At 67.7% G+C, this 24,739-nt stretch carries 18 protein-coding genes; all 18 read right to left on the reverse strand.

The genetic code is table 11. The features are described 5' to 3' along the window. Window positions 1–52: 52 nt before the first annotated feature. On the reverse strand, window positions 53–1,861 hold the full coding sequence (locus ACNR9O_RS09505) for an eCIS core domain-containing protein (RefSeq protein ID WP_473681180.1): 1,809 nt from the start codon (window positions 1,859–1,861) through the stop codon (window positions 53–55). A gap of 2 nt (window positions 1,862–1,863) precedes the next feature. Further along, window positions 1,864–3,852 (reverse strand): eCIS core domain-containing protein, encoded by a 1,989-nt coding sequence (locus ACNR9O_RS09510; protein ID WP_473681178.1) that lies wholly within the window; start codon window positions 3,850–3,852, stop codon window positions 1,864–1,866. A 2-nt stretch (window positions 3,853–3,854) separates the two neighbouring features. Continuing rightward, window positions 3,855–5,672, reverse strand: a complete 1,818-nt coding sequence (locus ACNR9O_RS09515; RefSeq protein ID WP_473681176.1) for an eCIS core domain-containing protein — start codon at window positions 5,670–5,672, stop codon at window positions 3,855–3,857. Further along, the gene (locus ACNR9O_RS09520; RefSeq protein WP_473681174.1) at window positions 5,665–5,946 is read right to left on the reverse strand and encodes a hypothetical protein; all 282 of its coding nucleotides are present in this window, start codon (window positions 5,944–5,946) and stop codon (window positions 5,665–5,667) included. Before ACNR9O_RS09520 ends, ACNR9O_RS09515 begins: the two co-directional genes overlap by 8 nt. Continuing rightward, a complete protein-coding gene (locus ACNR9O_RS09525) occupies window positions 5,943–8,102 on the reverse strand; it encodes an ATP-binding protein (RefSeq protein ID WP_473681172.1) in 2,160 nt (719 codons plus the stop codon). The genes ACNR9O_RS09520 and ACNR9O_RS09525 overlap by 4 nt, the downstream gene beginning before the upstream one ends. Next, window positions 8,099–9,343 (reverse strand): Pvc16 family protein, encoded by a 1,245-nt coding sequence (locus ACNR9O_RS09530; protein ID WP_473681170.1) that lies wholly within the window; start codon window positions 9,341–9,343, stop codon window positions 8,099–8,101. Before ACNR9O_RS09530 ends, ACNR9O_RS09525 begins: the two co-directional genes overlap by 4 nt. Beyond that, window positions 9,340–10,083 carry a hypothetical protein gene (locus ACNR9O_RS09535; RefSeq protein WP_473681168.1) on the reverse strand — a complete coding sequence of 248 codons (744 nt, stop codon included), beginning with the start codon at window positions 10,081–10,083 and terminating at the stop codon, window positions 9,340–9,342. The genes ACNR9O_RS09530 and ACNR9O_RS09535 overlap by 4 nt, the downstream gene beginning before the upstream one ends. Next, on the reverse strand, window positions 10,080–10,823 hold the full coding sequence (locus tag ACNR9O_RS09540) for a T4 family baseplate hub assembly chaperone (RefSeq protein WP_473681166.1): 744 nt from the start codon (window positions 10,821–10,823) through the stop codon (window positions 10,080–10,082). Before ACNR9O_RS09540 ends, ACNR9O_RS09535 begins: the two co-directional genes overlap by 4 nt. 3 nt (window positions 10,824–10,826) lie before the next feature. After that, the gene (locus tag ACNR9O_RS09545) at window positions 10,827–11,354 is read right to left on the reverse strand and encodes a phage tail protein (protein WP_473681164.1); all 528 of its coding nucleotides are present in this window, start codon (window positions 11,352–11,354) and stop codon (window positions 10,827–10,829) included. Between the two features lie 10 nt (window positions 11,355–11,364). Further along, the gene (locus tag ACNR9O_RS09550) at window positions 11,365–12,969 is read right to left on the reverse strand and encodes a phage tail sheath family protein (protein WP_473681162.1); all 1,605 of its coding nucleotides are present in this window, start codon (window positions 12,967–12,969) and stop codon (window positions 11,365–11,367) included. A gap of 33 nt (window positions 12,970–13,002) precedes the next feature. After that, window positions 13,003–13,272 carry a hypothetical protein gene (locus tag ACNR9O_RS09555; RefSeq protein WP_473681160.1) on the reverse strand — a complete coding sequence of 90 codons (270 nt, stop codon included), beginning with the start codon at window positions 13,270–13,272 and terminating at the stop codon, window positions 13,003–13,005. Window positions 13,273–14,022: 750 nt separating this feature from the next. Next, window positions 14,023–15,009, reverse strand: a complete 987-nt coding sequence (locus tag ACNR9O_RS09560; protein WP_473681159.1) for a sigma 54-interacting transcriptional regulator — start codon at window positions 15,007–15,009, stop codon at window positions 14,023–14,025. 417 nt (window positions 15,010–15,426) lie between these two features. Beyond that, on the reverse strand, window positions 15,427–16,251 hold the full coding sequence (locus tag ACNR9O_RS09565; protein WP_473681157.1) for a uroporphyrinogen-III synthase: 825 nt from the start codon (window positions 16,249–16,251) through the stop codon (window positions 15,427–15,429). Next, window positions 16,251–17,690, reverse strand: a complete 1,440-nt coding sequence (cysG, locus tag ACNR9O_RS09570; RefSeq protein ID WP_473681155.1) for a siroheme synthase CysG — start codon at window positions 17,688–17,690, stop codon at window positions 16,251–16,253. Before cysG ends, ACNR9O_RS09565 begins: the two co-directional genes overlap by 1 nt. A gap of 32 nt (window positions 17,691–17,722) precedes the next feature. Then, entirely contained in the window at window positions 17,723–20,431 is a 2,709-nt protein-coding gene (locus tag ACNR9O_RS09575; protein ID WP_473681153.1) for a molybdopterin-dependent oxidoreductase, read from the reverse strand. Further along, window positions 20,428–20,772 (reverse strand): nitrite reductase small subunit NirD, encoded by a 345-nt coding sequence (gene nirD, locus ACNR9O_RS09580; RefSeq protein WP_473681151.1) that lies wholly within the window; start codon window positions 20,770–20,772, stop codon window positions 20,428–20,430. The genes ACNR9O_RS09575 and nirD overlap by 4 nt, the downstream gene beginning before the upstream one ends. A gap of 4 nt (window positions 20,773–20,776) precedes the next feature. Beyond that, window positions 20,777–23,347, reverse strand: a complete 2,571-nt coding sequence (gene nirB / locus ACNR9O_RS09585) for a nitrite reductase large subunit NirB (protein ID WP_473681149.1) — start codon at window positions 23,345–23,347, stop codon at window positions 20,777–20,779. A gap of 18 nt (window positions 23,348–23,365) precedes the next feature. Next, entirely contained in the window at window positions 23,366–24,700 is a 1,335-nt protein-coding gene (locus tag ACNR9O_RS09590) for an MFS transporter (protein ID WP_473681147.1), read from the reverse strand. Between the last annotated feature and the right edge of the window lie 39 nt (window positions 24,701–24,739).

Genomic DNA, 24,739 nt, shown 5'->3' on the forward strand with positions numbered 1-24,739 from the left:
GAACCGCGCGCGACGGTACGGGATAGTCCTGCTGCTGCGAGCCGGTAGATGCTCATGGCGGCTTCCCATGACAGACGCCGTCATCCCACCAGATGTTGTTGACGCCCCAGGTGCGTCCGTAGCTGGGCACGGGCCCGTAGGTGCAGCCGGCCGGATGCCCGATGAGCGCCGCAATCTCGCGATAGAGGCGGCCCAGGTCGAAACACCGCGGATCGCAATGCCCCTGGATAAACGCGTCCTCGACGAAATGCGTCGTTACTGCGGGGAACCGCCCGGCAATGTGCGCGGCGCGCAGATAGAGACCGGCCACGCTGGCGTACTGGTTGTCGCTGTATGGCGGATTCGGCAGCGGCTTCAGGTTCGGATTCTTGGGATCGCAAGTGTTCTGGTTGCCCTTCTTGCTCTTCACGCCTTCCTGCACGATTTCCACACTGGCCGTGTAAGCGGTGCGCACTTCGCGCTGACCGAAGTAGGCGCGAAGACCATCGCAGGCGCCCTGCATCGCTTTTTCGGAGCCGGGCTGCGCCACACTCTTGCTGCCAGCGGAATCGTTCTTCTTGCACAACTCGCCGACGGACCAGCCGCCAGTGGTCATGATCTTGTCGGTGGAGCCGCTGTCGAGCTGCTCGGCCGCGCCCGGCACGTGCTTGGCTTTCTTGCCCTTGCCCTTCGTCGTGCCCTTCTCCTCGGCGGCGATTTCCGCCGGGGTGAGGTTCTTGCCGGCCAGCGCGCCGTCCATCGCGGCCTGCTGCGCCGCCGGCGTGGCGGCATTCCAGGCTTGCCGGAACAACAGGTCGCGGCGCTTGGTCCAGGCTTCGAGCTTCTCTTCCGGCTTCTTCAGTTTCGCGTCGGCGACGGGGTCGGCAAATACATCGAGCGCTTTCTCACGCTCCGTCGTGGTGGGACGCCTCGTCTCGAAGAAATCCGGCCGCGCAACGGTGGGTGCGCCGTCGCGCGGCGCATAGGCGCTCACGCCCTTGCCCAGCGGCCCGCGCCCTTCGGCCTGCTCCTTGGCGATGGACGCGGCACCGATCGGCGCGGAGGTATCGTGCAGCAGGAAGTTCGCGCCCTGGGCGTGCGCCAGCGGAGCGGCCGCCGGCAATTTGTCCTTGGCCAACAGCGCATCGATCGCCTTGTGTTCTTCCGGCGTCACCAACTTGCCGTCCATCGGCCCGACGATCTTCTTCGCGGCGGCGTCGGCGCGTGCATCGAGTTCAAGCTGGCGACCCTCCGCCTCGTGCACGTCGCCCATGCCCGCACGCTGCACGCCGCCCGCATCCGCACCGGCGGATGCCGCAGGCACGACATGCCCCGACAACGCCGCGTCCGCCGCCGCATCGGCCGCGCGCTCCAGCGGGCTGTCGGCCTGGCCGATGGTCAACCGCTGCAAGCCGGCGGACAAGCTCCTCTGCTGCGCCACGTGCGCCAACTCATGCGCCAGCAAGTGCCGGCCGGCACCGCTCTCGGGCGCATAGCGCCCCCGGCCGAAGACCACATCCTGACCCACGGTGTAGGCCTGGGCATCGATGGCATGCGCCGAGCGCTCCGCGACCGAGTCGGTGTGCACGCGCACCTGGCTGAAATCCTGTCCGAAACGCGACTCCATGAACGAACGCGTCGCGGGTGCCAACGGCTGTCCGGTCGACCGGATCGCCTCTCCGACGATGGGGGGCGCTTCGTGCGCCACTGCGCCATGCCCGCCCTTTCGCTGCACCAGTTCGCGCTTCTTGGCGCATTCGGTGCATTCGCCGCCGGTGCTGTGCGTACCGCAGCCGCATTTGCGCTGAACCAGGTTCGTCGCGCTTCGCCCCCGCGCGGGCTCCGTCGTCGTGCTGCGAATCGCCGGCCGTTGCGATGCCATGCTCAGATCTCCGCCACGCAACGGGTAAGACGCGCCCACGCCTGGGCATTGCTGGCGTTGCCGCATGCCTCGTCGCAGCCGGGCGTGGCGCATGCCGCATCCGTACCGGCGCTGCCGACGCCTGTGAGGTGAAACGCTTCGCGCAGCAGCGCATCCGCTTGCTGCTCTGGCCCGATCCGCAGAAACTCCGGACACAGGCGGATGCGCGGCCGCTCCTGCTGAGACACCGTCGGCGAACTGTCGCAGCCGTCGATCAGCGCGGACACCAGTTGCAGGTTCCACAGCGTCAGCTCCATCCGGGTCGCGCCGACCTGGTCTGCCAGCTTGCCGGTCGCCACCGGCGTGCCGAAGAGCTGTGTCGCCATGCTCGCCGCGCGGCGCCGGATCAGGTCCTCCATGGTCGGCTCGCCCTTCTTCTCCGAATGCGCCGGCTCCGGCGCCAACCCGGACAGGCGCTCGAAGGCCTTGAAGGCCCAGCGCGCGGCCATGCCCAGCGGCGGCCCGAGCACCTTGTTGCGCGCATCGGTGCGCTGCTTGACGCAGGCATCCAGATCCGTCTTCGACGACTTGCCCGCGACGCGGCACACATCGTCGTCCAGCGGCGAGTGCACGTTGTCGTTCATGATGGAATTGGGGTTGTTGTCGACCTTCTTGTGGAGCTCCATCAGGAACCAGTGGATACGGTCCTTGACGTGCATCTTCTCGTTGGTCGCGTGGGCCTCGATGTAGTTGTAGCGATCTTCTGAAAGACCCAGCCGGTGATGCAGCTCGTGGGCCATCGCCGCGTCGTCGCCGACCCAGTTGTTGGACACGGTCCACTGGCTGGTATCGACTTTTACGTCGAACACATCCGAACCGGACTTCTCGACGAAATCCAGATCCACGCTATAGCCCAGCGTGCTGGAGCGCTTCTCGATGGCATCCTGCATCGACTTGACGCGCTTCACGTCGTCATCCGTGCCCTTGCCGGCGCGGATCAGATGCACCTTCACCTTGACCGCGATGTCGGCGACGTCGCGCGCATCGATCAGGAAGGTCTCGCCGCCCGGCGCTTTCATCTTGCTGAAAACGCGGCCCGGCTGAGCGCTGACCGCCTCTTCGTCGCCTACGTGCGCCTGCCCCGTCGTGCTCGCGGCACGGGTCGTTTCGGCATCAGCAGCATCCTTGGTGTCCGCGGCGGTTTCCTTGGCCTGCTCTTCCTCGGACTGCTCTTTCGTTGCCAGCAGCTCTTCCATCTTGCCCGCGTAGTAAAGCGGATCGTCGCGCGTGCGCGCCTCGATGAGGATCTGATTCACTTCCTGCTGCGCCGTGAAGGGCTGTTTCAGCAGCACCTTGTCCTTCTTGATCTTGGCGGCGCGCTCGTCGAACTCTTTCAGCACCGCCGGATCGGGCGCCCGGCGCAGCACGCCCTCACCCTGCTGCAGCACATGGGTCAGCTCATGGGCCAGCAGATGGCGGCCAGCCTGCGTATGCGGCTGGAACTGCCCACGCCCGAACACCACGTGGTTGCCGACCGTGTAGGCGAGTGCGCCGACGGCCCGGGCGGACTCGCCAGCCTCGGTATCGGTATGTACTCGCACGCCACTGAAGTCCTGCCGGAAGCGCGGCTCCATGAAGGCGCGCGTGGCGGCATCCAGGGGATGACCGGCACCACTCAGCACCTGGCCGACCCGAGGCGGCGCGACACCTGCGCCCGAACCACCACCGTCCGGCGCACGCCGGATCGTCGCCACCTCATGCAATGCGCCCGCGGACCGGCTCGCCCCGCGCATGACGGCGTCGGCCACGCTGTCGGCCTGGCGCTCGTAGATGTCGTCCTGCGCACCCACGCGGAGCTTGGCCTGCGCCTCCTTGCGCTTCTTGCATTCGCCGCACTCGCCGGCACCACCGGGCGCGTGCGTGCCGCAGGCGCATTTGCGCTGCAACAGGCGACCGCCGATCGCGACGGGCGTGGCGACGGAATGCTGCTTGGCGTGCGTGGCGACAGTCATGGCTAGAAGACGTTGATGAACTCGATGCCCTGGGACTGGAGGTTCTTGGTCACGCCGCTCAGGATCGCGTCGTTCCTGGTGAGGTTGGCGTTGGTCACCACCTTCTTGAACCGGCCTGCCTCGATCGCGTCCACGGCGTGCTGGAGCACGCGGCGCTCGGATTCGGTGGGTGCCTTGCTCAAGGCCGCCTTGAGTTCGCTCAGGGCGGTCGCCTTGTTCTTGGAGAAGTTCGTCGTCAGCGCGGACACCGAGGAAACATTGCCGCCGCGCGTGAGCGCCTTGTTGTCGACGAAGTACACGAAGTCGCCCTTCATGGTCACCATGTCGATGCCGCCCTGATTGGTGCCCGCGATGCCCGGCTTGTAGTTCAGGATGGTGTGGCCATCGGCCGCGAGGGATTCGGTGGCGAGCTTCTCGCCGAGGTTGCCGCGCTTGAGCTGGTTGGTCGTTTCATGCGCGGCTTCGCCCTTGCCGCCCTTGAAGGTGTCGTCCAGGGCTTTGGCATCGGCCTTCTCCGAGGCTTCCAACGCCGACTTCTCCGCCGACTTGACCGCCTTGCCTTCGGCTTTGCTGGCGACCTTCAGGGCCTCGAGCTCCTTGGCCAGACCCTTCTCGCCGAGCTTGACGGCCGTCTTGGCCTCGACCTTGATGACGGTCTTGCCGGCCATCTTGGCGAGCAGAAGCCCGTCGCCCGCCACCGGCAGGGCCGCAGCGGCGGAAATCCCCGCGTTGACCCAATCGCCCTGGACCGCATAAATGCCCGCATTGATGCCGTCGGGAATCGCGCCCAGCGCGGGGATCAACCCCGCTATATCGAGCGCGCCATGCACGATATCCATCGTGGTCAATTCCTTGGCGCGCCGGCAGCCCTCGCCGTCGCCCTGCTGCGCTTCGTCGAACACCTCCAGATCGCCTTCCAGGCAACAGTTCGGGTTGTCGAACGTGCGCGAGAAGGTCAGGTAATAAGTGCCCGCGGGCAGCCCGGAGTACTGGAACGTACGGATGCCGCCGGTGCTCCCGGTACAGGTGCCGATCTCCTTGTCCGGCCACCAGTCGACCGATCGCGTCAGCGTGACGCTGAAGTCGAAGTTGTCGCAATCGGGTACCTCGGTATTCGGCCGCTGCGCGGCCAGCACGACGCGCAGGCCGCCGCTGCTGACCTCGAACTTGCGCGACTCGAGCACGCGATGACAGACCTGGACGGTACTCTCGAAACCCTTGCGCATGAGCGCAGGCGCTCCGCCGGACGAGGTCTGCTGCACGACATGCGCCAGCTCATGGGCGAGCAGCAAGCGACCGTCGTGGCTTCCCGGAGCGAACTTGCCCTCGCCGAACACCACGTCGTTCCCCACCGTATAGGCATGCGCGCTGACATCCCTGGCCGACTGCCCCGCCGCCCCATCGGCGTGCACCCGCACGCGCGAGAAGTCGTGACCGAAGCGCATCTCCATATCCTGCCGAAGCGCCGGCTCGAGCGGCCGCCCCGCATGACCGAGCACACTCGTCACGCTCGCGGGGGCGGACTCCAGGGACCCGTCCGCACGACTGGCCGCATGCAGGCCGTTTCGCACGACACCCTCACCCGTCGGCGAGGCCGCCCTGGAGGTGACTTGCTCGGCCACCCGGTCGGCCTCGCGTTCGAACGCATCGCTGGAATGGTCGGCATGCGACTTGCGCTGCATCCGCTTCTTCGCGCAGTTCGCGCACTCGCCGCCGCCGGGCGAATGCGCGCCGCAGGCGCACTTGCGTTGCAGCCGCACGCCCTGCGGCGGCGCGGACGCAGGCGGACTCAGCTGCAGGCTGGTGCTTCGCTCAGCCATGAGCCTTCGCTCCGCCACCGGCGTGGAAGTCCAGGCTTTGCTGCACGGCCGACGCGACACGCACGCCAAACGAGGCACGCGGCTGCGCGGGCGGCAGCACCGCTGAAGGCAACGCGGCAACCGAACCCATGCGGGACAGCGCCTCGGCGACGCCGGGCCGCCCCAGCTGCCGGCGCAGTTCGCGCTCGATCGCCTGGCGCAACGCGGCCGCACGCTCGCCGCCCAGCGCAGCCTCGTCGATCACCAGGCGCTCGATATGCAGCTCGATGCTCACGACTGCCCTCCTGCGCTTTCCAGCCAGCGGAAGTCCGCCTCGTTGACCGGCTTGTCGAGCTTGCGGAATTCGGCGCGCGCGGCATCGAGGATCAGCGGCATGTTGATCAGGCCACCGGCCTTGGCCGCCATGAAGGCCGCGTTCAAGGCGATGCCCTGGATACTGCCGCCGGTCAGCGCGAGCCGGGCCAGCCGCTCGATGTCGAGCGCCGCGGTGGCCGCCTTGAGCGGAAATACCGAGGACCAGATCGCCTTGCGCTCGGCCACGCCGGGGAACGGGAAGTTCACCACGAAGCGGATGCGGCGCAGGAAGGCGCTGTCCAGCGCGCTTTTCATGTTGGTGGCGAGAATCGCCAGGCCACGGAAGCTTTCCAGCCGTTGCAGCAGGTAATTCACTTCGATATTGGCATAGCGGTCGTGGCTGTCCTTCACCTCGCTGCGCTTGCCGAACAGGGCGTCCGCCTCGTCGAAGAACAGGATCGCGCCACCTTCCTCGGCCGCATCGAACAGCTTGCGCAGGTTCTTCTCGGTCTCGCCGATGTACTTGCTGACCACCGCCGACAAATCGATGCGGTACAGCGACAGCCCGAGCGCGTTGGCGATCACCTCGGCCGCCATGGTCTTGCCGGTGCCGCTCTCGCCCGCGAACAGCGCGCTGATCGACAGACCGCGATTCATTCGCTCGCGAAAGCCCCAGTCGTCGTAGACCACGCTGCGCTGCGCGACCTGGTCGGCGATCTGCCGCAACAGGTTCTTCTCGGTGTCGGGCAGCTTGAGGTCGTCCCAGGTCGCCTTCGGCTCGATGCGCTGCGCGAGCTGATCCAGCGCCGGGCGCGTGCGCGCCAGCGCACCTCGCCACAGCGCCTCGCCCAGCCCCTCGACCTCCTGCCCGGCGGCCGCCAGCGCGGTATGCGCGATGTCGCCGATCTTGCCGGGATTGAAATCGAAATGGCCGGCGAGCTGGCGCGAATGCGCGTCGGCATCTTCGCCCAGCAGGCGCTGCCACAGCGTGCGCTGCTCCAGCGCGGTGGGCTTGGTCACGTCCGCGCTCAGTGCATGCGTGGCGCCATCGTTCCACGGTTCGCGCGTATCCACGAACACCAGCCCGCCGACGCGTGCGAGGAAACGCCGCACCGGACCCGCCGCCGCATCCGCGCTATCGATGGCACTGGCGTCGACGTACAGCGCCACCGGCATCAGCTGGCTTTCGCGCCGCCACAGGCGAATCAGCATTTCCTGCTCGGCGATGCCCGGCGGCAGCAGCGGTGCCGGCAGGCGGAACGCCTGCGCGCCGAAAGCCGCCGCCACGGTCTGAGCGATGGCCTGCTTGCTCGTACCGTCGGCGCCGATCAGCTGCATGGTCGGCAAAGGCTCGCCAACCGGCAGGTGGCGCAGGCTGTCGAGCATGCGGTCGGCCACCGCCTGCTGCGACGGCGGCAGGCTGGCCGCGCGCAGCGGCGTCAGCAGCGGCATCAGCCGGTCGTCGACGTAATTGAGCCCTTTGGCGAAATTGACGATGCGCTCGTCCGCGCTCAGCGCGGCGCCGATCAACGGCTGCGGGCCCGGTTGATGGATATCCAGCAGGCGCCAGTAGCGCAGCGGACGCTCCGGCGACAGCGCATCCCAGCTGGGTTGATCCAGCACGGCGAACGCCAGCGCGAAGGTCGGCCACGGCTTGGCCGGGTCGTGCTGTGCCTGCGCGCACAGCGCCGGCATGCGCGTATCCAGCTCCATGCCGATGCACAGCAGCAGCACGTCGCGCTCGAAGTCGGACAAGCCCAGGCGCTGAGCCAGCAACTGCAGTGCCGGCACGAACGTCGCCTCGTCGCCCTGGGCCGGCGAGGCATCGAAGGCCATGGTCGTCTGTGGTGGTTCGTCCTCATGCGTCTGCGGCTCATCCGGCGCCGCGTCCTGCGCCGCTGATGGCGCGGGCGCCGCCGCATGCTCGCCGAACACGCGCGCGAGCCACGACTTGTGCCGCGCCTCGGCCGCCGCCACCGGCGCCACGGTCACCGGCACCAGCGGCATGCTGCGCGCGGCACTCGCCGACGCGGGGACATCCTGGCCTGCGGCACGCTGCAGACGCGCGCGCAGATCGGCCAGGGCGGCCGCCAGGTACTGATCGTTCGCGGCGAGCCACTGCGCGTAATCGCTCATGACACCACCACCTGCTGATTGCTGGCGAACACCGGCACCGGGCCGGTGAAATCGACCGGGATGCTGTCGGCGCCATCCACGCGCAGGCGCACCGTATACGTACCGACGCCCACGCCAGGCACGTCGAAGGTCAGCGCGGTAGGCTGCTGCGGATCTACCGGGTTGGTGATGCTGACGGGCGTCACCAGCTGGTCGCCGAACAGCAGGAAGACGCGCTGCCCGTCGCGAATACGCGGCAGGCAGGTCAGGCTCAGATGCTGCGTGCCGGGCGATCCGGTGAGCGGGCTGATGGTGATCGACGGCGCCAGCGCGAGCGGCAACTCGTTGCTGAGCAGCGCCGGCAGCCCCGGCGGCTGCGCCAGCAGCGACACCGTGTAGATGCCCGGCGCCCAGCGTGACGGCGCCTGCGCATCCTCGACGCTGTCGGCCAGATGCACCTTGAGCGTACCCGGCGCCGCGCCCTCCATCGGCGCGATATCGACCGGCGCATCGAGGCGCAGGCTGCTGAAGCGGGCCAGCATATTGGCGGCCGCCAGCTGATTGCCGCTGAGCACGAGATCGTCGCCCAGCCGGGCCGCCGCCTGTGCGTGCGGCAGCGCGACAGCGCTCAGCGATGGCGCCATCGAGGCCGAACTGATCACGCCGCGATCCTGCGCACCGCGCCGCAGTACGGGCAGGCTGGCACGCGACGGCGCCTGGCTGTCGATCAGCACCACCGTCGCCTCGTAGGCGGACGACACGCGGTAATTGGTCTGGAATGCCGTCCACAGCTTGGACAGCTCGTCCACGCTTTGCGGCAATGGCGTGAGGCGCACGCGCTCGATCTGATCGGCCAGATCATTGTCGGGCAACGCGTTGCGGATATCGTCGCCATCCAGCAGCGGGCGGTCGTGCAGCGTGCTCATCGCCGCCGCCAGCACCCGGTGGCTGACCGCGTCGTTGTCGCTGTCGCCACGCCCCCAGGCCGTGATCAGGTAATGCAGATTCAGCGCCAGCGCCGGTTGCGCCATTTCCCCGGGACGCACGCGCCCCGGCATGTCCATGTTGCGCCAGCCGGCGTTGTAGACGACCTGGTAGAGGAACAGATTGAGCTGCGCCTTGCTGATGCCCTTGCGCGCGATGTCCGGCGGCTGCAGCGTGACTTCCAGATCGCTCAGGTCGGCGTCCAGCAGCGGCATGCGATTCAGCAGCACATTGCGCAACGTGCGCGTGGCCGCGGCGATGGCGAGGACGTTGCTCATGAGGTGCCCCCGCCGCGCTGGCGCAGATAGTCGTCAAGCGCGCTCGGGCGCGGCGCTTCCTGGCGACGCGGCGCAGGTGCGCTCGCGGGCGCCGCGCGCACCTCGAGCCGGCCGATACTGACGTGCACCACGGGCTCCCGGGATTCCCGCGGCGCATCGGCCAGCGCACCTGCCTGCGTTTTTTGCGGAGCGGGATGCGTGGCGCGCGCCCCCGGCTCGTGCCGCGTGGCGAAGACCGGTTGCGCCGGAGGCAGCAGCGCACCGATGCGCTCGTCGCGCGGCTCGGCGGTCGCGAGTCGCTCGCGCAGGATGTGCGTTTCGCGCACCGGCTGCAGGTCCCCCGCCTGTATCCGATCGTTGCGTGGCTGAGCGCGTGACACCACTGGCTCGGCCGAAGGCTTGTGCGGAGACGGCGGAGGCGGAGCGGGCAGCCGCCCCTCGTCCACCACGACGACGCGTTCGCGCGGCGCGGCCTGGCCGGCGGTTTCTTTCGCCGGACGCAGCGCCAAGGCTGGCACCGGCACGTCGGCCCGCACCGTCTTGCGCTCCGACGGACGCGCGTCTGCCGGCTCCGGATCGAATGCGCGCTCCGCCGGCACGGCCGCCGGAACCTGGAGCGACTCTTCCACGACCGCCGGGCCACCACGCGCCGCAGGCTCGAACAACGACGGCAGGCGTGGCGACAGCATCGCTTCGCTGCCGATGGCGCGTGCAGCCACGCGGTCGAGAAAATCGCTCACGGCGCGCACTGCTCCAGGTAGGCCTGGCGGCGACGCGGCGTCATCGCGAGGATGTCCGCTTCGCTCCAGTGATAGTGACGGGCCAGGGTGTCCACGTCTCGCAGCAGGCGCAGCGCCCACGCGTGCAGCTCCTGCCACAGGAACCGCGCGATATCGAATGCAGGCTCCCAGTCGTGCTCGCAGTCGGGACAATGGAATGCCAGTTGCAGATCGGCCTGCGGATCGGCAGCGCCCATCGCCTGGGCCAGCTCGGCCTGCCAGGCGTCGGGCAGGTCCGCCGCTGGCTCACCGCTGCGGACATCGACCGCTTCGATCACGCAGCGCTCGATCAGCAGGCGCCGCGCATCCGCGGTGTCGACGCAATCCTGCAAGGCCAGCAGGTCGCTGCAATCCACCGCGCGGAAACGCGCACGCAGACCATATGCCGGCGAGTGCCATTCGAATTCCCCCGGCGTTGCCACCGCCCCCTCCTGCCCCAGCAGCAACGCATCGGCATCGAAGCCGGCCTCGACCATGCGCCCGCAAGCAGGGCACGCGGCGACGCCCTCGATACGACGCCCAAACAGGCGCGCGCGCAGCCGCAGCAGCAAGGCGTCGCGCTGTCCCAACGGCAGATGCAGCAGCGCGTCGTCGTCGAAGTCGTCACTGGCGCCGAGCAGGTACAGGCTGCGCGCCGCGGCGGAGGCGTCACCGCCGCGCTCCCAGGCCTGCAGCCACTCGGCGGCGGTCGGCGTACGCATGGCTCAGCCCGCCGGTATCGTGAAGCTGGGCTCGGTGGGCTCCTGCACGCCGACATCGCGCTCCCAGCCTTCGTTTTCCAGCTTCAGGTGCTGGATCGCCACGGCGTTGGCGTTGGCGTCCAGGTCCGGCAACGCCTGGTATTCCGACACCCAGCAGCGGTACAGCTTGTAGGACAACACCAGCTGACCGGCCTCGTTGTAGACCTCCAGGATCAGATCCTTGCGGAAGTCCTTGAGCGACACCTCGGCACCCAGACCGGCGCCGAAATGCCAGACCTTGTTCGCCCACTTCTCGAACTCCAGGTCATGGGTGACACCACGCTCGATGGTGATCGCCTCGTACTCGGTGCGCCCCGGCGACTTGCGGCTGCTGCTGGGATCGCCACCTTCGCGATGCTTGACCACCTCGGTGGTGCGCTTGAGACCGGAGACCTTGCTGACGCCGGCCACGTAGCGGCCGTCCCACTTCACGCGGAACTTGAAGTTCTTGTAGGGATCGAAGCGCTGGGCATTGACGCTGAATTGAGCCATGACATTGTCCTCAGGTCAGAATCTGGCCGGCCATCTGCTGCAGCTGGATGACCACGAATTCGGCGGGCTTGAGCGGCGCGAAGCCGACCACGATGTTGACGATGCCCAGGTTGATGTCGTTCTGCGTGGTGGTTTCACCGTCGCATTTGACGAAGTACGCGTCCGTCGGCGACTTGCCCTGGAAGGCGCCCTGGCGGAACAGGTTCTGCATGAAGGCGCCGACGTTGAGGCGGATCTGCGCCCACAGCGGCTCGTCGTTGGGTTCGAACACCACCCACTGCGTGCCTCGGAACAGGCTCTCTTCGATGTACAGCGCCAGGCGCCGCACCGGCACGTACTTGTAGTCGTCGGCGAGCAGGTCGGCGCCGCGCAAGGTGCGCGAACCCCACACCACCGGCCCGCTCAGCGGGAAGTTGCGCAGGCAGTTCACGCCCAGCGGATTGAGCATGCCGTTCTCGGCATCGGTGAGCACCGTGCTGAGCCCCTGCACGCCATTGAGCGCGGCATCCAGGCCCGCCGGGGCCTTCCATACGCCGCGCTGCGTATCGGTGCGCGCCATCACGCCCGCGACGATGCCGCAAGGCACGAAGGTATCGAGCTGGCCCTGTCGCGCCGGATCGGACTCGATCACCCGGGGGAAGAACAGCGCGGCATTGCGTGCCGCCGTTCCGGTCAGGCCCAGCGCGGTGAGCGCGGCGTTGTTCGACTGGGTGATCGCGCCCGCACTGGTCCACGCCGCCGGCGCATCCACGATCAGCAGCGCACGCCGTTCTACACAGAACGCCATGGCGGTCTGGTACACCGCGGCACTGGTGTCGCCGCCGCGCGTATCGGCCGGAATGCACAGCAGGTTGAACAGATCCACTTTCTTCAATGCATACATGCCGGTCTTGGCATTCGGATCGCCGTTATAAGTGGCGTCGTCCAATGCCGCGCTGTCCAGCGCCGAGGTGGACACGCCGCTGGAGGTGCCGTCCTGATCCCACACCGTCTTGCCCGCCGGCACCGTGTCCGACATCGCCGCAGGCGGTGTGGTCGCCGGCAGGCTGAGGCTGGCGGCGACGCGAATTAGCGCGGAGCTGGCCTTGAGCACGCGATCGACGCGGCGCGGGCTTTCCTTCACGCTGACATTGAGGAAGCTTTCCTGCGCGCCGCTGGTCATGTCGCGCACGGTCACGTTGAACAGGTCGGCGGCGGTCAAGCCGTACAAAGCTGCCACGTCAGCCGAAACATGATTGTCGATGCGCACCCGCAGCTGATTGCCCCAGGTGCCAGCCGATGCCGCCTGCAGCGGCAGATTGGTGATGGCCAGCTGCGCATAGGCCTTGCTGGCATCGCCCTTGTACAGCCGCACGATGATTGCCTGCGCGCCGCCGTTGAGGAAAAAATCGCGCACCGCGTAACCCATCGGATAGGCCGGATCCAGCGCGCCGAAGCTGCGCTCGTAATCGCCGTAGCTGTTGACGGTCACCGGGCCATCGGCGTCCGCATCGATCGGCCCTTTCGCAGCGCGGCCGACAAAGGCGGCGATCGACGTCGCCACGCCGGTGATGGTGCGGACGCCGCTGGGAATCTCCTCGATATAGACGCCTGGATAACTCAGGGTGGCTGGCATGACTGTTTCCTCAGTGATGGCGGAGTGCGTCGATCAGTGCAGCGGCGGAGGCTCGGCACGGCTCAGTGCGTACAGCACGGCGCCGCCAGGAAGGCGGTCGCAACGCAACTGCCCGCGCTCGACCAGATGACCCAGCGCCTTCTCGATGCGTCGGCGTTCGGTTTCGTAGCGCTGCTGCGGCAACCACCAGCTCACGATGCCGTCGAGCGTGTCAGCGGCATCCGGGTGCTGCGCCAGATAGGCCAGCACCGCACGCTCCACTTCACGCCAGTCGGTTTGCTCCGGGTTTTGCCGAGGGCCCATGCGTCACCTCCACGTCGACGGTGACTAAGGCAATCCGCGTGCCAGCGTCGGCGGCGCGCAAAACCGCTGAAAACAAGGCACTTCGCAAGGAGTCGCCGCAAAACCGGGTAAGACTTGACCCGCCTCGCGAGCGCAGGTGGGTCAACGAATACCCATAGACCACCCTTGAGCATCACGACCTTTTCACACCAATCACAAGGACACACGCAATTGCTCTTGGCGGCTGCTCTCAGCCTTTGATCTTGGCCTTTGATCTTGGCTTTTGATCTACCAGGGTCCCCTGTACGTCGGTGAGGGCTGGACGATCAGGCCACGAAGGGGGAGCCGGCATGGATGCCGGCTCCTTTTCGACACGACATGGATGTCGTGTCGAAAAGCCCGGCCAGCCCTCACGCACCCGGAGCAGCGCAGCTGCGCAGGGCGACGTGCCGGGGTGCCATTTCTCTTGGTTACTTCTCTCCAGGCCCCCTCGGGGGGTTGGGCAAACAAAGAGAAGTAACTCGGCCCGCGGCAGCGGGACGAAACCCTCGCCCGTGGGGCGAGACACGAATGCATCAAACGTATCGACGAGCGAGAAACAAGCGCCACCCGCCTACGCAGGAATAATGGCCAAAGGTAGGCATGCTCGTGGCGAGCACACGCCCCTCACCCCGCCCTCTCCCCGGAGGGAAGAGGGAGAAGTGTGGTGTCCTCGCAAAAAAAGCAGAGCGGCGCACAGAGCAACGCGCATGGCGAAAACCGCAAACCCCGCTACCGAAACTCCGCCGTCTCGATTCCATGTTTCTTGAGCAACTTCCCAAGCTGCCTGCGCTCCGTCCCCGAAAGGCGCGCCGCTGCCGTGATATTCCCTGCCGCCCGCTTCATCAGACTCAACAGGTACGAGCGCTCGAACGCACACACCGCATGCTGCTTGGCCGACACGTAATGCAACTGCGCATTGTCCTGAGGCTCATCCGTCGCCGCCAAAGACGAACCGCGAACCACGGGCGCGATCAGCCCATCGAGAATCGAAGCACCGATCACCGCAGTCTCCGTGCCAAGACATGCCCGCAGCACGACATTCTCCAGCTCGCGCACATTGCCCGGCCAACGGTGTGCCTCCAGCACCTGCAGCGCCTCGTGCGTCCAGCGCCGCGCCGGCCGATCCAGCCGCTGGGCGACTTGCCGCAGAAAATGTTCGGCCAGCATCGGAATATCGCCTTCGCGCTCGCGCAGCGGCGGCAGGCGTACATGCAGCGCATTGAGCCGGTATTGCAGGTCGCGCCGGAACCGGCCGGCCGCCACCTGCGCTTCCAGGCAGGCATTGGTCGCTGCAACCACGCGCGCATTCGACACGCGCGCCACACCGCCGCCGACAGGGCGGTACTCGTTGTTCTCAAGAAAACGCAGCAAGGTCACCTGCGCCTTGCTGGACAGCGAATCGACCTCGTCCAGAAACAACGTGCCGCCGCGCGCATGATCGATCAGACCCGGTTGCGCACTCTTGGCGTCGGTGTAGGCGCCGCGCTCGTGCCCGAAAAGTTCGTTTTCGATCAGGTTGTCCGGCAGCGCGCCGCAGTTCACCGGCACGAACGGCCGCTCGCTGCGTGCGCTGGCATAGTGGATTTCCCTGGCGGCGAGTTCTTTGCCGGTGCCGGTCTCGCCCTCGATCAACACCTGCACGTCGCATCCGGCATAGCGATGCAGCTGTGTGCGCATCTGCTCAAAAGCTTTGGATTGGCCCAGCATGGCCGGCATCGTCCCTTCTCCCTAGGAGCTCATCGAGCGCTCGACGCGTTCTGCCGCCCGATGACTTTTAGTCCCGAGATCAAAGGGTTGGGCGGCAACCTCGGCGAGTATGCGCGACGCTCCGCGCCAATCCCATCGGTAGAAAGTTATAGGAGTGTGCGCTGGTGTGCACTTGCTCCTAGGCCTTGTTTTCTAGTGCCTTGCGGCGATGTAACCCGTTTTGTGCACGTGGCGTCAAAACGACGCTGCGCTCGCGATCACACATGCGAAGAACGCAGTCGAGCGATCGAGTGCGTGCACGGTCACGATCGTGAAATGTTTGGCGCTTGATCGAGAAAAGCCTCTACCTGCGCCGTGCTGATGGGCGCGCACTTCGACATCAATGGCGTGGCGATCAGGCGCGCGAAGTAGCCGGATTCACGTTCATCACGAAAGCGCCTCCACCAGCGCCATCGCCAAGGGCTTCATGTAGTAGTTGCCGGCCGGCACCGCCTGAACGGCGATGCCGTGCCGCGCGAGCGCATCGACGACCAGAGGGCCGACGGCAGCCACCACCGTGCGCGACAGCACCTCCTTCAGCAGACCTGGCCGCCCGTGGGCCTCGGCCACGCGAACCAGCCGCTCCACTTGCTGCAGGCTGGTGAAAGCGATGGCGTCGACGCCGCCCTGCCCGATGTCCTCGAGCAAGGCCAGCACTTCGGCATCGTCGGCCGCATCCGTGTAGCGATAAGGCGCCACCGCGCGGGCCCGGGCACCCGCACTGGCGAGGAACGCAAACAGCGGAAGGTTGAGTTCGGTGCCATACAGCTGCACGCCGACACACCGTCCACGCAGGTCGAGCTGACTCAGGCAGGCGATCATGCCGGGCGTGGTGGCCGGCTCGGCGACCAGCGCCGGGCGCAGGCCAAGCTCGCGCAGCACCCGGCCTGGCTTGGGGCCACGCGCCACGATACGCACCTGCGCCAGCCGCTCGACGAAACGCTCGCGCTCGTCGGGCGCATGCCGGTCGAGCACACCCAGCAGGCGCCGCAAGCCTTCGCCAGTGAACAGCAACAGGTCGTCGCAACCGCCGGCGTGGAACATGCGCAGCCACTCCAGCACCGGCACCGGATCCGGCGCATCGCGGATATCCACCAGCGGGCAGCGCAACACCATCGCGCCGCGGCGCTCCAACAGCGCCGCGAAGAGGTCCAGCTCCCGCGATTCCGGCACCGCGATGCGGCGACCGGCCAGGGCCTTCCCTGCATCCATCAAGCGACCTCCATGACCATCGCCTCGCTTGCCGGCGTCGTGTCGCTTCCCGACACCAGCGTTCCGAACCAGGCATGTTCGCGCGCGAAAGCGGCGACCTCGCCGACGATCAGCAACGCGGGCGTGCGGACCGCGTGCTCCCGGGCGAGCGCCGGCAGGTCCCGCAAAATCCCGGCCACCACGCGCTGCTGCGGCAGCGTGCCGTTCTCGATGATCGCCACCGGCGTATGCGGGGCACGGCCGTGAGCCAGCAGGCGTGTGGTCAGCAAGCCAATCTTCTCCACGCCCATGTAGATCGCCAGCGTCTGGCGCGGATGGGCCAGACGCAGCCCGTCGAGCGTATCGCCTGCTTCCTTGCCGTGCGCCGTGACCAGACACAGCGACTGCGCATGATCGCGATGCGTCAGCGGAACGCCGGCGAAAGCCGCGCAGGCCACGGCAGCGGTGACGCCGGGCACGACCTCGCAATCGATGCCATGGCGGCGCAGGAACGCCAGCTCTTCGCCGCCGCGCCCGAACACGAACGGATCGCCGCCCTTCAGACGCACCACCCGGCGACCGGCTCGCGCATGCGCGAGCATGAGCTGATGGATCCGCTCCTGCGGCACGTGGCGGCCACCACAACGCTTGCCGACATCGATGTACTCGGCATCGCGCCGTGCCATCGCAAGAATGTCGGTACCGACGAGCTGGTCGTGCAGGATCACGTCGGCCCGACCGAGCGCACGCAGCGCGGACAATGTCAGCAGCCCGGGATGTCCGGGGCCGGCGCCGACCAGGGCGACGGAGCCGCGCACAGGCACGTCGCCCTCCGTCCGCAGTGCATCGAGCAAGGCCTGCTCCGCTGCCGCGGGCTTCGCTTGCCGAAGCAGCGACAGCACCGGACCTTCGTGCAGCCAGCCATAGAACCCGCGGCGGCGCGACAGATCGGGAAAGCGCCGCACGATGCGCGCGCGGTGACGCTGCGCGAGAGCGACCAGCGGACCGAGCGCGTGATCCAGTATCTGCTCAAGGCCCTCACGCAACCGACTCGCCAGCGCGGGCGCCGCGCCCGCCGTGGAAATGGCCACTTGCAACGGCGCGCGATCGATGACTGCCGGCACGTGGAAGCGCGACAGCGCGGCATCGTCCACGACGTTCGCCAGGATGCGGCGCTCGGCGGCATCGGCCGCGATCCGGGCATTGAGAGCTCGGTCCGCGGTGGCCGCGATCACCAGCCACACATCCTCTAGCCAGGCCGATGTGTACTCGCCGTCCAGCCAGGCCACCTGCCCGTCTTGCGCCCAAGCCGCCAGCTCGGCATCGAGCTGCGGTGCGCCGATGCGCACCCGCGCGCCGGCGTCGCGCAACGCGGCCGCCTTGCGCCTGGCAACGGCACCGCCGCCGACCACCAGCACCGGCAAGCCCGTCAGATCGGCGAACAACGGATACAGCTTCATCGTGTCTGGCCCTCCGGCCGCCTCCGTGCCGCTCATGCTTCGGATGTCGCGCGCGCTTCGGCGATCAGGCGCCGCAGCTCGGGAATGCAGGAACCGCAGTTGCCGCCCGCACGCAGCTCGGCGGTGATCTGCGCAGGCATGTCCAGGTCGTTCGCGCGGATGGCATCGCAGATGGTGTTGCGCCCCACGCCGAAGCAGGAGCACACCACCGGCCCGGGGTCGCTGCCAGCGCTCGGTGCCTCGCCCGACAACAGGCTGGCGCGATCGACCTCATCCAGCCGGTCGCGCGAAAACAGCGAAGCGAGCCAGTGGCGCGACGGCAGATGCGGTTGCGCGGCGAGGAACAGGCACGCTTCGATGCACCCATCGCGCACATGCGCGGCGCGATAGACACCGGTATCGCGATCTTCGAAAGCCAGCCAGCCGTCCGCGGCATCGCCCATGCCCAGCCAGGACTTCGCCCAGGCCTCGATATCACCCGGCCTCTCGCGATGCGCCAGTTCGTAGCGCAGGAAGCGATCGCCGCGGATCAGCGTCCAATAGCTCAGCGCCGATGCGGACAGCGGACGACGACTGAGCGCGAAACCGTACCAGCGCACGGCGAACGGCTCCACGCGCACGGGCGTGTGCTTGAACTCAGGCTCGCCGGAGACCGGATCCACCGCCGGATTGACCACGCCTCCGACCCGCGCATCGGAGGCGAATTGATCGCTCCAATGGATCGGCGCGAACGCGCTCCCCGCCAGGATTCCGCCACCGTGCCGCACGCGGGCGACCATGGCGCCCCAGCGCGAACTTACGCGCGCCAGCTCGCCTTCGCGCACGCCCGCGCGCAGCGCGTCGTGCGGATGCATATCGAGAAAGGGTTCGGCGATATGGCCGTTGAGACGCGGCGAGCGCGCGGTGCGCGTCATCGTATGCCATTGATCACGGATGCGGCCGGTGTTGAGCGCCAGGGGATAGTCGCGATCGACGGCATGCGCCGGCGGACGCGATGCCACGGCGACGAAGCGCGCACGGCCATCGGGGTGAGCGAAATCGCCGTCCGCGAACAACCGTGGCGTACTCAACCCCTCCCCCGGCATCGGCCACTGGACAGGCGCGAGCCCGTCATACGCCTGCCGATCGAGTCCCGCCAACGCGCCCAGGTGCAGCCGTCTGCGCGCCGCAGGAACGCCATCGGAGACCGGTTCGTGATTGCGAAAGGCTGTCAGCTGCGCATGTTCCACGAAAATCTCATGCGGACCAGCGAACGCGAAACCCTGCTCGAATCCCATCGCCCGCGCCACGTCACACACCACGCGCCAATCTGCCCGCGCCTCGCCCGGCGCCGGCAGAAAGGGACGCTGGCGCGAGATGCGACGTTCGGAATTGGTAACCGTGCCGTCTTTCTCGCCCCAGCCAAGCGCCGGCAGCAAGACATGGGCGAACGCGTTGGTGTCGGTCTGTTCGACGATGTCCGAACACACCACCAGCTCGCAGCCCGCCAGCGCCGCGCGCACGCGATCGGCATCAGGCAGGCTCACCGCGGGATTGGTCGCCATGATCCATACGGCCTTGACCCGGCCTTCGCCGATCGCATCGAACAACTCCACCGCTTTCAGACCCGGTTTGTCGGCAATGCGCGGCGACTGCCAGAACGACTGTACGATGGCGCGGTGCGCCGGTTCGTGCAGCTCCATGTGCGCCGCCAGCATGTTCGCCAGCCCGCCCACTTCGCGGCCACCCATCGCGTTGGGCTGCCCGGTGAGCGAGAACGGCCCCATGCCCGGCTTGCCGATGCGCGCGGTGGCGAGATGGCAGTTGAGGATGGCGTTGACTTTGTCGGTGCCGCTGGTGGACTGGTTCACGCCCTGCGAGAACAGCGTGACGGTCCTCTCGTGCCGGGCGAACAGGCGATAGAAGGCCAGCACATCGGCCGCCTGCAAGCCGCAGCGGCGCGCCACCTCGGCCGGATCGCCTGCCTCGGCCTCGGCAGCTGCCAGGGCTTGATCGAATCCGGTCGTGTGCGCGTCGATGAATGCGGGGTCGATGACGCCGTGCCGGAACAGGAACGACAGCAGTCCGTTGAACAGTCGCACGTCGGTACCGGGCCGGATCGGCAGATGCAGATCGGCGGCTTCGCAGGTCGCGGTGAAGCGCGGATCGATCACCACCACGCGCGGCCCATCGCGCCCCTCCCGCGCCTGCGTCGCACGCTGGAACAACACCGGATGGCACCACGCCGTATTGGAGCCGACCAGCACCACCAGCTCGGCCTGCTCCAGATCCTCGTAACAACCGGGCACGACGTCTTCGCCGAACGCGCGCTTGTGCCCCGCCACCGCGGAGGACATGCACAGGCGCGAATTGGTGTCGATATTGGCGGTGCCCAGATAACCCTTCGCCAGCTTGTTGACGGCGTAGTAATCCTCGGTCAGCAGCTGGCCGGACACATAGAACGCCACAGCATCCGGGCCATGCTCCGCGACGATGCGCGCGAAGCCGTCGGCGACGCGCCGGATCGCTTCGTCCCACCCCGCGCGCCGGAGCGCCCCATCCGTTCCGCGCAGCATGGGATGCAGCAGGCGTCCGTCCAGCCCGACGGTGTCGCCCAGGGCCGCGCCCTTGACGCACAGGCGTCCGCGATTGGAGGCATGCGCCGGATCGCCCGCCACCCGCGCGACGCCGTCACCCATGCCCGCCAGCACGCCGCAGCCGACGCCGCAGTAAGGACAGGTGGTGGCAATCGCTTCGCTCATGCGCCGCGCCTGACCTGTACGCCATCGCCCCGCCTGCGCACCTGCCAGGTGCGCACCGCGTGCTGCGGTGCCTCCAGGCATTCTCCGGAACGCAGGTCGAAATGCTGTTTGTAGATCGGGGACGCGACCACGACGCGCTCGCCGAGACTGCCGACCAGGCCGCGCGACAGCACGGCGGCGCCCGAGCAGGGATCGAGATTGTCGATGGCGTAGAGCGCGTCGCCGACGCGGAATACCGCAACCTGCTCGCCATCCACCAGCGCGCAGACGCCGGTCTCAGGAACGATATCGACCATCGCGCAGATGGACGTCCAACCGGCTTCTTCGAAAACCTGGCTCATGCCTTCACTCCGTCTCGACCACGACCGGGATGCCACGGAGCGTGCGTTTTTCCTGCACGGTCGCCGGTCGGATCTGTCCTCGCTCCGGCACGAACGCCACCTGGTCGTCGCCGACCTCGCTGTTGACGAAATGGCGGAAGCGGCGTCGCACCTGCGGATCGCTGACCGCGCGTTTCCATTCGCATTCATAGGCGCCGACGACCTGCGCCATCTCCGCCTCCAGTTCGGTGGCGATGCCGAGCTTGTCGTGGATGACGACCTCGCGCAGGTAGTCCAGGCCGCCCTCGAGTCCGTCGCGCCACACGCTGGTGCGCTGCAGGCGATCGGCGGTGCGGATGTAGAACATCAGGAAGCGGTCGATGTAGCGCACCAGCGTGGGCGTATCGAGATCACCGGCCAGAAGCTCAGCATGCCGGGGTTTCATGCCGCCATTGCCGCAGACGTAGAGATTCCAGCCTTTCTCGGTGGCGATCACGCCTACGTCCTTGCTCTGTGCCTCTGCACATTCGCGCGCGCAGCCGGATACCGCGAATTTCAGCTTGTGCGGCGAACGCAGCCCCTTGTAGCGGTTCTCCAGATCGATCGCCGTGCCCACCGAATCCTGCACGCCATAGCGGCACCAGGTGGAGCCGACGCAGGACTTCACCGTGCGCACCGACTTGCCGTAGGCATGACCGGACTCGAAGCCAGCCGCGATCAGCGCCTCCCAGATCGAGGGAAGCTGCTCCAGCCGCGCACCGAACAGATCCACGCGCTGACCGCCGGTGAGCTTGGTGTACAGGCCGTAGGTCTTGGCGATGTGGCCGATCGCGATCAGTCCGTCCGGCGTCACCTCGCCGCCAGGCATGCGCGGCACGACCGAGTAGGTGCCGTCCTTCTGGATGTTGGCCAGGAAATAGTCGTTGGTGTCCTGCAGCGCGGCGTGTTCCTGCTGCAGCACGAATTCGTTCCAGCACGAGGCCAGGATGCTGGCCGCCACGGGCTTGCAGATATCGCAGCCAAGCCCGCGGCCGTGACGCGCCAGCAGCTCATCGAAACGGCGGATGCGCCCCACGCGCACCAGGTGGTAGAGCTCCTGGCGCGAATGGGCGAAGTGCTCGCACAGGTGGTTGTTCACCGCCAGGCCCTGGCGCGCCATCTCGGCCTTCATGATCTGCGTGACCAGCGGCACGCAACCACCGCAGGTAGTACCCGCGCGGGTCGCTTCCTTGAGCGCGCCGATCGACGTGGCGCCCTCGCCCACCGCCTGGCACAGCTGGCCCTTGGACACGTTGTTGCACGAACAGATCTGCGCCGACGACGGCAGCGCATCGATGGCGAATGCCGCGCGCGGCTTGTCGCCGGGTGCGGGCAGGATCAGCGACTCGGGCGCGTCGGGCAGATCCATGCCGTTGAGCATCATCTGCAGCAGGGTGCCGTAGTCGGCGGCATCGCCCACCAGCACGCCGCCGAGCAGGCGCTTGCCGTCCTCGGACACCACCAGCTTCTTGTAGACCTGCCGCCGCTCGTCGCTGAACTGGTAGCTTCGACTGCCGGGCGTGGCACCGTGCGCGTCGCCGAGGCTGGCCACATCCACGCCCATCAACTTGAGCTTGGTCGACATGTCGGCGCCGCCGAACTCGGGCAGCTCGCGCGCCTCTTCGCGCGCCAGCAGCGCATGCAGATGATGGGCCACCACGCGAGCCATGTCGTAACCCGGGGCGACCAGGCCGAACACCTTGCCGCCCCATTGCGCGCATTCGCCGATGGCGTAGACATCGCGGTCGCGCGTGCGGCAGAAGTTGTCGACCATGATGCCGCCACGCTGCCCCACGCCCAGTTCGCATTGCCGCGCCAGCTCGTCGCGCGGGCGGATGCCGGCGGAAAACACGATGAGATCGGTTTCCAGCATGCTGCCGTCGGCGAACTTCATGGCATGGCGGGCGTGCTCGCCGTCGACGATCTCCTGCGTGTTCTTGCCGGTGTGCACCACCAGGCCGAGCTCCTCGATGGTCCGGTGCAGGATGCGCCCGCCGCCATCGTCCACCTGCACCGCCATCAGGCGCGGCGCGAACTCGACCACATGCGTCTCCAGCCCCATGTCGCGCAGTGCTTTGGCGCATTCCAGGCCGAGCAGCCCGCCGCCGACCACCACGCCACGTTTCGATTGCGCGCCCCATTCGGCCAGCGCGGCCAGGTCATCCAGCGTGCGATAGGTGAGGCAGCCCCGGCGATCGTTGCCGGGAATCGCCGGCACGAAGGGCGTGGAACCGGTGGCAATGACCAGTTTGTCGTAGGACAGCACCTCGCCGGCGGCTGTGGTCACGCGCTTGAAGGCGCGATCGATGCGGGCCGCGCGCGTGGCCAGCCGCAGCGTCATGCCGGCCTTTTCGAAGAAGCCCGCCGCCACCAGCGACAGATCGTCCGCGCTGCGTCCCGCGAAATAATCGGACAGGTGCACGCGGTCGTAGGCCGGTCGGCTTTCCTCGCACAGCACGGTGACCTCCAGCCCCGGCGGCCGCAGCGCGGCCAGCTCTTCCAGCAGCTTGTGGCCCACCATGCCGTTGCCGATCACGACCAGTCTTGTCGTCGCCATGCGCGAACCTCCGCCTCGTCAGTCGATGGCCAGTGCCGGAGCCGGCGCACCCGCCTCGCCCAGGCGCAACGCCCGTTCCTCGTCCACGTGCTCGCGGCTGAAGCGCACCGCCAGCGCGCATAGCGAACCGGCGATCACGAAACCGCCCAGGTAAAGAAAAGTGAGCTGCACCGAGCCCAGGGATTTCTGCAGAAAGCCCGCCGCCACCGCGCCCACGTTGCCGCCGGCACCGACGATCCCCGCCACGCCGCCCAGCGCCTTGCGGTCGACAAAGGGCACCAGCGCGTAGGTGGCGCCGCAGGCCATGTGGGTGAAGAGCCCGAAGACCAGCATCGCGGCGATCGCCACGCCCGCATCGTGCGCCGAGGCGAACCACAGCAAACCCAGCCCTTCGCACAGCATCAGCACCCCCAGCAGGCGCGCCCGCGCCGGCAAGCCGTGGCGACGCACCAGGCGATCGGAGGCGATGCCGCCGAGCGCGCGGGCGAACAGCGCCAGCAGGCCGAAGCCACCGACGGCGAAACCGGCCTCGCGCAAGCCCAGACCGAAGCGGTCCACGTAATAGGCCGAAGCCACGCCGTGCACGAACAGCTCGATGCCGAAGCAGCCGGCATAGGTCACGAACAGCAGCCACACGCGATAGTTGCGCGCCGCCGCGCGGAACGCCGCCCAGCCGCCGGCCTTGCCGCCGCCGACGGCGATGCCGCGCGCACGCAGCTCACGGTAATCGCCCTGCGGGCTGTCCTGCGTGCATGTCCAATAAAGGACACCGACGATCACCATCAGCACGCCGGGCACCAGCATGGCCCAGCGCCACGCCATGGCCTGCCCCATGCCCAGCGCCAGCAGTCCGGCGAGCACCCAGGGCATCGCCGCCTGGGCCGCGCCGCCGCCGGCATTGCCCCAGCCCGCCGCTGTCGCGTTGGCCGTGCCGACCACCTGCGGCGCGAACATCACCGAGGTGTGGTACTGCGTGATCACGAAACTGGCGCCGATCATGCCGATGGCCAGGCGCATGCACAGCAGCGAGGTGTAGTCGCGCACCAGCAGCATGCCGAACACCGGCAGCGAACCGAGCAGCAGCAGGCCCGTATAGACGCGACGCGGCCCGAAGGCGTCGCACAGCGGTCCGATCAGCAGGCGGCCGAACACCGTGGCGGCCACCGCGGCGATCCCGATATCGGCGACCTGCCCGGCATCCAGGTTCAGTTCGCCACGGATCAGCGGCATCAGCGGCGCCGCCGAGAACCAGGCGAAGAAACACACGAAGAAGGCCAGCCAGCTCAGGTGGAACGCCCGCATCTGCGGCGTTCGCCATTGCAGCAGTTCGATCCGAGTCGCCTTGCCCGACATGTCACGTCTCCCCGCAGAGAACGATCGGCCCCGCCGACA

The sequence above is a fragment of the Dyella sp. CR10 genome (assembly GCF_055814425.1).